Origin of the sequence: Candidatus Planktophila vernalis (genome assembly GCF_002288185.1) — a bacterium.
GTDB classification, from domain to species: Bacteria; Actinomycetota; Actinomycetes; order Nanopelagicales; family Nanopelagicaceae; genus Planktophila; species Planktophila vernalis.
In genome coordinates this window covers 458,757-471,254 of record NZ_CP016776.1, presented here as the reverse complement: position 1 = coordinate 471,254, position 12,498 = coordinate 458,757, and the positions used below count along the sequence as shown (strand labels likewise).

At 45.7% G+C, this 12,498-nt stretch carries 13 protein-coding genes; all 13 read right to left on the bottom strand.

The window, feature by feature from the left end:
- Positions 1 to 110: 110 nt before the first annotated feature.
- The gene (locus A7sIIA15_RS02515; RefSeq protein WP_095685642.1) at positions 111 to 947 is read right to left on the bottom strand and encodes an ABC transporter permease; all 837 of its coding nucleotides are present in this window, start codon (positions 945 to 947) and stop codon (positions 111 to 113) included.
- A complete protein-coding gene (locus tag A7sIIA15_RS02510) occupies positions 944 to 1,798 on the bottom strand; it encodes an ABC transporter permease (protein WP_095685641.1) in 855 nt (284 codons plus the stop codon). The genes A7sIIA15_RS02515 and A7sIIA15_RS02510 overlap by 4 nt, the downstream gene beginning before the upstream one ends.
- Position 1,799: 1 nt before the next feature.
- A complete protein-coding gene (locus tag A7sIIA15_RS02505) occupies positions 1,800 to 2,948 on the bottom strand; it encodes an ABC transporter ATP-binding protein (RefSeq protein ID WP_095685640.1) in 1,149 nt (382 codons plus the stop codon).
- Positions 2,948 to 4,120: an ABC transporter substrate-binding protein gene (locus A7sIIA15_RS02500; protein ID WP_095685639.1), complete on the bottom strand. Its 1,173-nt coding sequence runs from the start codon at positions 4,118 to 4,120 to the stop codon at positions 2,948 to 2,950. The genes A7sIIA15_RS02505 and A7sIIA15_RS02500 overlap by 1 nt, the downstream gene beginning before the upstream one ends.
- A gap of 39 nt (positions 4,121 to 4,159) precedes the next feature.
- Positions 4,160 to 5,584 carry a gamma-aminobutyraldehyde dehydrogenase gene (locus tag A7sIIA15_RS02495; RefSeq protein ID WP_095685638.1) on the bottom strand — a complete coding sequence of 475 codons (1,425 nt, stop codon included), beginning with the start codon at positions 5,582 to 5,584 and terminating at the stop codon, positions 4,160 to 4,162.
- 29 nt (positions 5,585 to 5,613) lie between these two features.
- The gene (rlmN, locus tag A7sIIA15_RS02490; protein ID WP_095685637.1) at positions 5,614 to 6,741 is read right to left on the bottom strand and encodes a dual-specificity RNA methyltransferase RlmN; all 1,128 of its coding nucleotides are present in this window, start codon (positions 6,739 to 6,741) and stop codon (positions 5,614 to 5,616) included.
- On the bottom strand, positions 6,738 to 7,583 hold the full coding sequence (locus A7sIIA15_RS02485; RefSeq protein WP_095685636.1) for a phosphatidate cytidylyltransferase: 846 nt from the start codon (positions 7,581 to 7,583) through the stop codon (positions 6,738 to 6,740). The genes rlmN and A7sIIA15_RS02485 overlap by 4 nt, the downstream gene beginning before the upstream one ends.
- 14 nt (positions 7,584 to 7,597) lie before the next feature.
- Positions 7,598 to 8,161, bottom strand: a complete 564-nt coding sequence (frr, locus tag A7sIIA15_RS02480) for a ribosome recycling factor (protein WP_095685635.1) — start codon at positions 8,159 to 8,161, stop codon at positions 7,598 to 7,600.
- A 71-nt stretch (positions 8,162 to 8,232) separates the two neighbouring features.
- Positions 8,233 to 8,955 (bottom strand): UMP kinase, encoded by a 723-nt coding sequence (gene pyrH, locus A7sIIA15_RS02475; RefSeq protein WP_095685634.1) that lies wholly within the window; start codon positions 8,953 to 8,955, stop codon positions 8,233 to 8,235.
- 59 nt (positions 8,956 to 9,014) lie between these two features.
- Positions 9,015 to 9,845, bottom strand: coding sequence for a translation elongation factor Ts (gene tsf, locus A7sIIA15_RS02470; protein WP_095685633.1), 831 nt, complete (start codon positions 9,843 to 9,845; stop codon positions 9,015 to 9,017).
- A 4-nt stretch (positions 9,846 to 9,849) separates the two neighbouring features.
- Complete coding sequence (gene rpsB, locus A7sIIA15_RS02465) at positions 9,850 to 10,668, bottom strand: 30S ribosomal protein S2 (RefSeq protein WP_017956006.1); 819 nt, start codon at positions 10,666 to 10,668, stop codon at positions 9,850 to 9,852.
- A gap of 222 nt (positions 10,669 to 10,890) precedes the next feature.
- Positions 10,891 to 11,583, bottom strand: coding sequence for a polyprenol monophosphomannose synthase (locus tag A7sIIA15_RS02460; RefSeq protein ID WP_095685632.1), 693 nt, complete (start codon positions 11,581 to 11,583; stop codon positions 10,891 to 10,893).
- Entirely contained in the window at positions 11,580 to 12,494 is a 915-nt protein-coding gene (locus A7sIIA15_RS02455; RefSeq protein WP_095685631.1) for a tyrosine recombinase XerC, read from the bottom strand. Before A7sIIA15_RS02455 ends, A7sIIA15_RS02460 begins: the two co-directional genes overlap by 4 nt.
- Positions 12,495 to 12,498 lie beyond the last annotated feature (4 nt).

Sequence of the window (12,498 nt, the reverse complement as noted above, 5' to 3'; positions counted from 1 at the left end):
GGAATCACCCCTTCAATCACTACTCGTAGTTGGCCCGGGTCCTCCGGAACCTAACCCCACAACGCAGATTTTCTTAAACAACCTGTAGTTCGTTGTGGACTGGCTAAAGGTTAGCGGTTTTTCTTTCTTTTTACTAGTTGCCCCGCAATAACTATCGCTAAAGCTAGGAAAAACATCGCAGAACCAATCACGTTAGCTTGTGCTGGGATTCCGCGTGCGGCAGAAACATAGACAAACTTAGGGAAAGTTATGAGAGTTCCAGAGTTGAAATTAGTAATAATAAAGTCATCAAAAGAAAGGCTAAAGGCTAGTAAGGCAGCCCCTGCAATTCCAGGTGCTACTAATGGCAAAGTCACTTTACGGAATGTTTCAAGTTCATTGGCGTAGAGATCCATTGCAGCTTGTTCAAGTCGTGGATCCAGAGATGCAATACGGGCCTTTACGGTTACCACTACGAAGGAAACACAAAACACTACGTGTGCAATAACTGTTGGCCAGAATCCTGGGTTAATTTTGAATACCAAGAACAATGAAAGTAGTGAAGCACCGAGAACGATTTCAGGTGTTGCCATAGGTAAAAAGATAAGTAAGTTTGAACTTGAGCGGCCCTTGAACTTATATCGTCCAATTGCAAAGGCAATCATTGTGCCTAGAATTGTTGAAAAAATAGTGGCGAGTAAGCCAATCTTGATTGAGTTTCCAAGAGCGTTACAAACCTCAGGCGCCCCGCAAGGATTTTTCCAGTTATCTAAGGTGAAACCCTTCCAGATTAAATTACTCTTACCTGAGTCATTAAATGAGAAGGCAAATGTGTAAGCAACTGGAATAAAGAGGTAGGTGAAACCAAAGATCATATAGATACGCAGCAAGTTGCGCCCAAACCAGCGAGAGAATCGAGCCTTAACGGGAATGGTTGGGATGGAGGCATCTTTAATCTTCTGGCTCATACCAACTCCTCCGTTCCTGCTTTGCGAATATATAAAGTAACAAGAATCAAGATCGCTACCATCAGAGTGAAGGAAAGGGCAGCTGCCGTTGGATAATCAACAATCTTGAAATAGCGTGACTCAATCACGTTACCAATCATCTTTGTATTAGGACTTCCCAAAATTGCAGCGTTGACGTAGTCACCTGCAGCTGGAATAAATGTAAGTAAAGTCCCAGCAACCACACCTGGCATAGAAAGCGGAACAGTAACCCTGCGAAAAGCTGTTATTCCATTGGCATAGAGATCCCCCGCCGCTTCAATTGTGCGAGGATCAATGCGCTCTAGTGATGCATACAACGGCAGAGTCATAAAAGGTAAGAAGTTATAGGTCATACCAGCAACGACTGCAATAGAGGTCGAAGTCAGCGTTGTCTGCTCCCCAATGATGTTCAGGCTGCGAAGTCCTGGAACAACGAAACCTTCTTCACCAAGAATCTGCTTCCAAGCGACGGTTCGTAGCAGGAAAGAGGTAAAGAAAGGTGCAACAACTAATACAAGAAGAATGTTTTTAAACTTTCCTGCTTTAAAGGCGATTGCATAGGCAAGCGGATAAGCAATGGCTAGAGCAAAAATCGTGGCCAAGCTTGCGTACATAAATGATCGGCCAAACTGTTCCTTGTTCTCTACAAATGCTTGAATGTAGTTACCAAAGGCAAGGGTTTGTTCGTATTCACCTGTATCGCCACCAGCTACTGGTGTCTGTGTAGATGTCTGTGCAAGATTAATGATTGGCAGAATAAAGAAAGTAAAGAGGAAAACAAAACCTGGGAGAAGAAGCAGGTAAGGAACACGTACCTTCGGAAAGGACACGTTATTCCTCCTCTAATTCCTCAGGATTAACTTCTGTACCCGCTTCGATATCTTCATCTCCGCGCAGACCAAAAGTGAAGCTTGGTTCCCATGAGATATTAACTTCATCGCCCTTATCAAATGGTGCAACACCATCATCGTTTTGCTCAAAGACCATAACTTCCTGGCCCCAAGGCATTGCCACCACATATTGCGTGCTCACGCCAATGTAGGAAACATCTTCGATGTGTCCACCAGTTAAAGTGTTTCCCTTAACAGGCGTTCCTAGGCGAGAAATTCTAAACTTCTCTGGGCGAATTCCTGCATAGAGTGAACTATCAACTGCGTGGCTGCGCTTTTTTGGCATGGAAATCTTTTGGCCATAAAGATCAACTACTAAATTGTCGCCATCATTTCCATCGATTTTGCCCTTAATTAAATTAGATTGACCGAGGAAGTTAGCAACAAATGCGGTTTCAGGATTGTCATAGAGATCAGCTGGCGATCCCATCTGCTCAATCTTTCCTTCATTCATAACTGCAATCGTGTCTGCCATAGTCATAGCTTCTTCTTGATCGTGTGTTACGTGAACGAAAGTTAAGCCAACTTCACGCTGAATCCACTTGAGTTCGATCTGCATCTGACGACGTAGCTTGAGATCAAGTGCACCTAACGGTTCATCAAGAAGCAAAAGGGCTGGGCGGTTAACAATTGCGCGAGCAAGTGCAATGCGCTGTTGTTGACCACCTGATAGTTGAGTTGGCTTGCGCTCAGCTAAATGTGGGAGCTCAACAAGGTTGAGGACTTTATCGACCTGTTCCTTAACATCTTTGATTCCCCGACGGCGAAGACCGAAAGCGATGTTTTCAAAGATGGTGAGATGAGGAAATAGCGCATAGTTTTGAAAAACAGTATTAATCGGGCGTTGATACGGACGCGTGGTTGTAATGTCCGTATCACCCAAATGAATACTTCCAACTGTTGGCTCTTCAAGACCTGCGACCATGCGAAGCGTTGTGGTTTTGCCACAACCTGAAGGGCCAAGCAATGCAAAGAAAGATCCTTTTGGAATCGTAAGAGTTAAATCATCTACCGCAGTGAAGTCACCATATGACTTCGTAATACGAGTTAGACGAAGATCTCCCCTTGCAGTAATTGGATCTTTCGACACTAGTTTCCTTGAGCTTGCTGGAAAGCTTCAGCCCACTTTGTCTCTTCATCTGGTGTGAGAGAACGGAAAACATTGAGACGAGATGCTGTCTTTTCTGTTGGGAAGATGTACTCACTTGTTGCAAGTTCTGGAGCAATCTTTTCCATCTCAGCTTGTGCACCCTTTACTGGACACACATAGTTCACATAAGCAGCAACTTCTGCCGCTACAGCTGGCTCGTAGTAGTAATTAATCATCTTCTCGCCATTTGCTTTACCAGTAGCAGATGCAGTCGAAGGAATAATCAAGTTATCACCTGAGATAGTTCCGCCTGACTCTGGAATTGCGAAGTCAAACTTTCCTTCATTCTCTGAGGCAAGAATGAACATATCTCCAGACCAGCCGATAACAGCGGTTGCATCACCTGATGTGAGGTCTTCAGCGTATTCATTACCCTTAACGCCACGAATCCATCCATCAGAGATCTTCTTAGCCATGAAATCAACGGCATTCATATACTCATCTTCAGTTACCTTAGTGATATCAACACCTTGGCCAAGCAAAATCACACCGATTGTGTCGCGCATTTCAGAAAGAACAACGATCTTTCCCTTGTTCTGTGGCGCAAATAGATCATCAAGTGTGCGAATTCCCTTTGGATTCTTTTCAACGTTCCAACCGAATCCACCCATGATGCCTTGCCATGTAAGAGTTGATTCACGGTTAGGGTCATATGAAGGTGAAGCAAGTGAATCAAGAATGTTTACCTTGTTTGGAATGTTTGCAGCATCAAACTTTTGTGTGTATCCCAAGCGAATCCAGCGAGCTGCCATCCAGTCAGTTGGTGTGACTACGTCATACCCAATATCTTCTCCAAGCTTTAACTGCGCTTGAACTTTTCCATAGAACTCATCATTATCGTTGTAATCTTCAAAGTACTTTGCTTCAATTCCTGTTTGCTCTGAGAACTTAACAAGAGTTGGATATGTCTTTGATTCTTCATCAAAATCTAAATACAAAGGCCAGTTACCCCAGCGCACAGTGTTTTCTGCAGACGCACCATCTCCGCCACCGCATGCAGCTAATAAACCTGCTGCACCAACACCACCTGCTCCTGCTAAAACAGCACGACGTGAAATCTGAGTTCCAAGTATTGAACGTGCCTCAGGTGAAAGTGACCGCTCTTTTGCCATTGCTTTACTCCTTAGTGATTAGGGTTCTTGGGCGAAATACTACGCCCCAAGGTTGGTCATGACGTGCTTGATTCGTGTGTAATCTTCAAATCCATAGGCAGAAAGATCCTTGCCATAGCCTGAGCGCTTGAATCCGCCGTGCGGCATCTCAGCAACCACAGGGATATGGGTATTGATCCAGACACAACCAAAGTCAAAGGCCTTAGCCATTCTCATCGCACGGCCATGGTCCTTGGTCCAGACGCTAGAGGCCAAGCCATACTCAACCCCGTTGGCCTTTGAGATTGCATCTGCTTCATCGCTAAATTTTTGAACAGTAATGACTGGGCCAAAGATTTCACTCTGGATCATCTCGTCATCTTGCTTCAGGTCGGCAACAACAGTTGCTGGGAAGAAGAAGCCTGGCTTATCCAGAGCCTTTCCACCGGTCATCACCTTTGCGTGAGAAGGCAGGCGATCAAAGAAGGCGCTAACACGGGCTAACTGGTTTGCATTATTAACTGGCCCCAAGAAAACATCTTCAGATGGGGAACCAATGGCAATCCCCTTAGCTTGCTCGGTTAAAAGAGCAACAAATTCATCATAAACACTGGCTTCAACAATCACTCGTGTGGCAGCTGTGCAGTCCTGGCCGGCGTTGAAATAGCCAGCAATTGCAATGCCTTCAGCTGCAGCGGCTAAATCTGCATCAGCAAAGACAACTACAGGTGCTTTACCACCGAGTTCAAGGTGCACTCGCTTGAGTTGAGTAGCTGCAGATTGTGCAACTTGAATTCCAGCACCGACTGAACCAGTGATTGAAACCATGTCAGGGCGCTTGTGTTCCACGACCATGCGTCCAGTTTCACGTTCACCGCAAACAACATTGAAAACACCTGATGGTAAATACTCTGACATCACATTGGCCATCCACACAGTTGATGCGGGTGTTGTATCACTTGGCTTTAACACAACCGTGTTACCTGCAGCAATTGCCGGAGCCCACTTCCACACTGCCATCATCATTGGATAGTTCCACGGTGTTACTTGTCCAATCACTCCCACAGGTTCGCGGCGAATCATTGAAGTCATACCTGGCATGTATTCACCAGCAGATTTTCCTTCAAGGTTTCGTGCAGCTCCCGCAAAGAATCGGATCTGATCAACCATCGGTGGTACTTCTTCAGAAGTAGTTAAAGAGATTGGCTTACCTGTATTTGTCGTCTCAATTGCAATAATTTCATCTGCGCGAGATTCAATAGCATCTGCGATTTTCAGTAAAGCTTTTTGACGCTGCGATGGAGTGGAATCGCGCCAACCTGGGAATGCATCACTTGCAGCTTTAAATGCTAAATCAACATCGGCGGCATTAGATTTAGGTGCACGGGCATACTCTTTGCCAGTTGATGGGTTAATAAGTGGTGAGGTTTCTCCGGATGTTGAATCGACGGCCTTGCCATTAATGAAGTTAGTTAACTTTTCCATGGAATTGAGCCTACCAATTCCATCCTTACCTAACCAGTAGGACTGTTACCTTTTTCTGCAGCAGCTAACTGACCACAGGCCCCATCAATTTCTCGACCTCTGGTATCTCGCACAGTGACTGGAACCCCGTAACTTTCCAAGATGCGGACAAACTCAGCTTCATCTTCACGGCGGGACGCAGTCCACTTGGAACCTGGAGTGGGATTGAGGGGAATTAAATTAACGTGAGCATTACGGTTTTTCAGTAACCTGCCAAGCAAATCCGATCTCCATGATTGGTCGTTGATGTCTCGAATCAAGGCATATTCAATTGAATAACGACGGCCCGTCTTCTTTTCATATGCATCTGCTGCAGCCAAAACTTCCTTGATTTTCCACCTAGAGTTGATTGGAACCAAAGTGTCTCGAAGTTCATCATCTGGTGTGTGAAGTGAAACGGCCAAAGTAACTGAGAGTCCTTCCTCAGTGAGTTTTTCAATTCCATTAACAAGTCCAACAGTTGAAACCACCACTGAGCGCGCACTAATTCCGAGGCCGTCAGGGTTTGGATCTGTAATGTTTCGCAGTGTTCGTGTAACTGCGTTGTAATTAGCTAATGGTTCACCCATACCCATAAAGACGATATTTGAAAGACGGGCTTCTCCCCCAGGTAATTCACCATTTGCACATGCTCTTGCTGCTGCAACGATTTGTTCTGTGATTTCACCAGCACTTAAGTTTCGAGTGAGTCCAGCTTGGCCAGTTGCACAAAATGGGCAGTTCATTCCACATCCTGCTTGGGATGAAATACACACTGTTACGCGATCGGTGTAACGCATTAGAACTGACTCCACCAAAACACCATCATGGAGTTTCCACAGATCTTTACGTGTCATTCCTCCATCGCACTCAACTGAGCGCACAAGTTCAATGAGTTTAGGAGTGAATTGTTCTGCGATTGTCTTGCGCATCTCAGCAGGAATATCTGTCCAGTTCTCTGGATCATTAGATAAATGCGTGAAGTAATGGGTGGCAACTTGGTTGGCACGAAAAGCTGGAAGACCTAGAGATTTTGCTAGTTCGCGGCGCTCTTCGGGTGAATAGTCAGCTAAATGCTTGGGGGTTTTCTTGCGCTGAACTGGTTCATCAAAAACCAATTTAATCTCAGGAACGCTCATAACCAGCGCTTCACTAGCTCTAGTGCAAGCCATAGCGCTGGGGCTGAAATCAATACTGAATCAAGACGATCCAAAATTCCACCATGGCCTGGAAGCAGAGTTCCCATATCTTTAAGGTGAAGGTCGCGCTTCATCGCACTTTCAATGAGATCACCGCAAGTGGCGGTGAAAACAATCATTAATCCAACGATGGCACCTATCCACCATTGCATCTCCATGATGTATTTAAATGCCAGTGATCCACCAATGACTGTGAAGACGAGAGAGCCAATTAAGCCTTCCCAGCTCTTTTTTGGGCTGATGGCTGGAACGAGTGGGTGCTTTCCAAATAGAACTCCCACGATGTAACCAAATGTGTCGTTACATCCAACCAATACAACAAAAGTCATAACGCGCTCTAGGCCCGTACTTGGCTTAGCAAGAAGAATAAGGAAGCCAGCTAGAAATGGCAGATAGAGAAGTGAAAACGTAGTTGCAGTCGCGCTTTGCACAAAGCCCTCTGGGCCCTTAGTTAAAAGTTGAATTAGCAAAAGCGGAATAGCGATAGCTGTGGCAATAGCTAAACCTGCTGCCCCACCGTTCCAGGTTGCATATGTAAGAGCCACGGCTCCTGCAGCAAGTGAAACAACTGAGATATAAATTCCGCGCACGTTAAAGGCTCGAACAATTTCGCGAATGCCAAGAAGAACCGCGATTGCTACAACAACAGCAAAAACCTCACGGCGGTAAACAAGAGCAAACCACACCAAAGCAATTAAGGATAGCGAGACGACAATCGAAGGTCCCAGCTTTCGCCCGGCCTTCTTATTAATAGCCTCGTTTATCGATTGAAAATCAGACATCGGTGACAAACTCCTTAAACTTCTAGGAGTTCGACCTCCTTGTGCTTCAAGAGTTCATCGATTTTCGCAACATGATCAGAGGTGATTTTCTCAAGCTCTTTTTCACCGCGTGCTAAATCATCCTTTCCAATCTCACCATCTTTTTCCATCTTCTCCATCGCCTCTTTTGCCGCGCGACGGATGTTTCGCATGGAGACCTTTGAGTCTTCAGCTTTGCCTTTTGCAACCTTGATGTATTCCTTGCGGCGCTCCTCGGTTAATTGTGGGAAATTAACTCGAATAACAACGCCGTCATTTCCAGGATTAACACCTAAATCTGATTCACGAATCGCTTTTTCAATACTTGCCATTGAGCCCTTATCAAATGGCGCAATTGTGGCCATGCGGGCTTCAGGAACTTGAATAGAGGCTAGTTGAGAGAGCGCCGTGTAGGTGCCGTAGTAATCGACCATGATTTTATTAAACATTGATGGGTGTGCACGGCCAGTTCGAATTGAAGCAAAATCATCCTTTGCAACCTCAACTGCTTTGCTCATCTTCGTCTCAGCGTCCTTGAGGGCGCTTGCTACATCTGCCATGACATCTCCCTTGGTATTACATCATTATTGATTCTATCGGCAATTTCTGCCCTAGCCCCAAAAAATTTGAACTAAGAAACTAACGTTCCAATCGTTTCACCGCGTACTGCGCGTGCGATATTGCCATTCTTCATTAAGTCAAAGATAACGATAGGCAGCTTATTTTCACGACACAGAGCAAAAGCTGCAGCATCAGCCACAGCCAGAGATTTGCTTAAAACTTCGTTATAAGAAATTGAATCGTATTTAGTTGCGCTCTTATCCTTCTTTGGATCTGCGCTATAAACACCATCAACACCGCTCTTGGCAAGAAGCAGAGCTTCTGCTCCAATTTCAAGTGCGCGTTGGGCTGAAACTGTATCTGTTGTGAAGAATGGCATTCCAGCGCCTGCGCCAAAAATTACAACGCGACCCTTTTCAAGGTGGCGAATAGCGCGAAGTGGAATGTAAGGCTCTGCCACTTGACCCATAGTGATTGCAGTCTGAACTCGAGTTTGCACGCCTTCTTTTTCTAGGAAATCTTGTAGCGCTAAGCAGTTCATCACTGTTCCGAGCATTCCCATGTAGTCAGCGCGTGAGCGATCCATACCGCGCTGAGAAAGCTCTGCGCCACGGAAATAGTTACCGCCGCCAACAACAATGGCAACTTGGACGCCACTACGGGCTACATCTGCGATTTGTTTAGCAATATCTTGCACGACATCAGGATCAACACCGATGCCTTTTTCTCCACCAAAAACTTCACCAGAAAGTTTAAGGAGCACCCGCCGATACGTTCCTCTTGTACCGGGCATGAGTGCTCCTTTAACTTCTAGTTGGAATATCTAAATTCTAAGCGATGTCGCCTTTGAACTTATTGACCCACGCGGAAGCGATTGAACGCCTTAACGGCTGTTCCTGCCTCATCGAGGATCTGCTTCACAGTCTTCTTCGCATCTTTAGCAAAAGATTGCTCAATCAAAGAAACTTCCTTGACGAAGCCTGTTACGCGACCTTCAATGATCTTGATGAGGGAAGCTTCTGGCTTTCCTTCTTCGCGTGCAGTCTCTTCTGCGATACGACGTTCGTTTTCGATTAGTTCAGCAGGAACATCTTCGCGATTTACAAACTGTGGTGCAAAGGCTGCGATGTGCTGAGCAATATCTTTACCGACTTCAGCTGCATCCTTAGTCAATTGAACTAGAACGCCAACTTGTGGTGGCAAATCTGGGCTTGTGCGGTGCAAGTAGATTCCAACTGGAGAATCCTTCAACACTGCAATGCGGCGAACTTCAATCTTCTCGCCAAGAGTTGCATTTGCCTCATCAACAGTTGCCTGAACGGTCTTGCCGCTAGACATTGTTGTTGTTAGGAATGCTTCTAGTGAATCCGATTGTGCATTTTGTAGGTGAGCAAGGAGCTCATCAGCTAGTGCAACGAAACGCTCACCCTTAGCCACGAAATCTGTTTCGCAGTTGAGCTCAAGCATCACACCAAGATTTCCTTCAACCTTTGCAACAACTGCACCGTTTGAAGTTAAACGACCTTCACGCTTTGTGACTCCCTTGAGTCCTTTAACGCGAATGATGTCAATCGCCTTGTTGTAATCGCCTTCTGCTTCATCCAAAGCCTTCTTGCAATCAAGCATTCCAGCAGCTGTTGCTTCACGAAGATTCTTAACGTCTTGCGCTGTATATGCAGCCATTTAATTAAGCTCCTTCTGTGACAGTGATTGCTTCTGGTGAAACTTCAGTTGTTCCAGCAATTTCTTTTTCCCAATCAGCTAAAGGCTCACCAGCTGCAACTGCAGGGGCTTCATCCTTAACCTCACTCTTGGCCTGTGCTGAACGTGCAGCAAGACCAGCAGCGATTGCATCAGTGATAACGCGAGTTAGTAGTCCGATTGAACGGATTGCATCGTCGTTACCAGGAATCTTGTAATCAACTTCATCTGGATCACAGTTTGTGTCCAAGATAGCGATAACTGGAATACCAAGCTTCTTGGCTTCCTGCACAGCTAGGTGCTCCTTCTTGGTATCAACAACCCAAATCGCTGAAGGCAACTTAGTCATGTTACGGATGCCGTTGAGGTTCTTAAATAGTTTTTCGCGTTCACGGCGAAGAACAAGAAGTTCCTTCTTTGTTAGAAGTAAATCGTTCTTTTCTTCTAGAGCTTCTAGCTCCTTCAGACGCTGAATACGCTTGTAGACAGTTGGGAAGTTTGTAAGCATTCCACCTAACCAGCGCTCAGTCACTGTTGGCATACCAACGCGTGCTGCTTGCTCAAGGATTGGTTCCTGTGCTTGCTTCTTTGTTCCAACGAACAAAACGTGACCGCCCTTTGCAACTGTGTCCTTAACGAACTCATATGCATTGTCGATTAGCGCTAATGATTGCTGGATATCGATGATGTAGATGCCATTGCGCTCTGTGAAAATAAAGCGCTTCATCTTTGGGTTCCATCGACGAGTCTGGTGTCCGAAGTGGACTCCGCTGTCGAGAAGTTCTCGCATTGTTACTACTGCCATGACGGCATACTCCTTCTTAGGTTTATTTACGTGCGCAGCACAATAAAAAACCCGCTCGGTTTTGGCCTAACAATTTGTTGGGCCCGTCGCACTGAAAGTCATCTACCGATTTAACGGACCGAGATGATTCACCCACTAAAAGTGAGGCAGTGCTGAGATGTCACCAACTGAATTACTTCAACTGGTGCGAGGCAAATCTTACCTGAGCCGTGAGCGTGCTAATTACCGTCCCACTATGCGTAAAAGCCCCCAGGCAGTGATGCGAACCACGGCCTCCAAGGCAATTGCAAAGCTCATCTTGCTGACCCCATGTTCGCGCTCGATAAAAGTAATAGGCACTTCAGCAATTGATCCACCTCTAGCAAGTGCCCTACGAGTCATCTCAATCTGAAAGCAATATCCCTCACTAGCAATAGTTTGGATATCCATTTTCTTTAATAGTGAAGCTGAATAGATTCTAAAGCCCGCAGTTGTATCGGCCACCCCAAGGGATAACAGAGTATTTGCATATCTATTAGCAGCTTTTGAAAGCAGCTCACGAGACTTGCTCCAATTTTTAATCTGTCCATCTGCCACCCAGCGCGAACCAATCAATAAATCAGCCGAACCAATCCACTGCATCATCGCCACTAAATCACTTACTTGGTGAGAGCCATCGGCATCCATTTCAATAATGTTTTCGTAACCACGATCAAGTGCAATCTGAAATCCCGCACGATAAGCACTGCCCAAGCCTTGCTTACCGCTACGTTCAACTACTTCAATGCCATGTGCTTTACAGATTTGTGCAGTGCCATCAGGTGAGCCATCATCTATAACTAGAACATCAACATCAAGTGTTGCTAACTCATCGAGTAGTGAGCCGATGCTCTCAACTTCGTTATATGTTGGAATAACAACAATTGATTTACTCATGCCCGTGGATGTGCCTGTTTGAAAGCTTTTTGTAAACGTTCAGTTGATACATGTGTATAAATCTGAGTTGTGGCCAACGATGCATGGCCCAAAATCTCTTGCACTGTCCGCAAGTCAGCACCACCTTCTAATAGATGCGTTGCTGCAGAGTGGCGAAGAGCATGTGGTCCCATCCGCTCTATTCCTTCAATTGCAGAGAGTGCTTCATACACAACGGTTCTAACTGCACGTTGATCTATTCGCTTTCCACGGGCCCCAAGAAAAACAGCTTTTTCAGATTTCTCATTCAGTAACTCTTGGCGTCCATCATCTAGCCACTTCTTAAGTGCGCGCATCGCAGGATTGCCCAGTGGAATAACACGTTCCTTGTTTCCCTTTCCGAGCACTTGAATGGTCTGGCGGTTGTAATCAATATCGCCTAGATCTAAACCACATAGTTCTGCCACGCGAGCACCTGTTGCATAAAGCATTTCCACCATAGCGACATCGCGCAACGTCATAGGAGTCTCATCTTCTGCTGCCCGTGTTGCCATTGAATCCATGGCTGTTTTTGCATCATCAATACCTAAAACTTCAGGCAATGTGCGATGACCCTTAGGTGTTGCAAGGGGTGCACCCACATCACTGGTTAAGTATTTGTTCTTTAGCGCCCACTTCGTAAACAAGCGCACTGAGACTGCTCTGCGTGAAATAGTTGTGCGCGATGCACCTTTGACTTGTTGATTAGCTAGCCATGAGCGTAAGTGAACAAGCTGCAACTGTGAGATATCTGTAAGGCTACTTTTTTCTAGATGTTCTAGAAATGAGGTTAAGTCCCCCATATATGCACGGACTGTGTGAACTGAGAGGTTTCGTTCAACTTCTAAATGGCGTTGAAAAGTAGTTAGTAACTTTTCAAAATCTTCGCTCACGCGT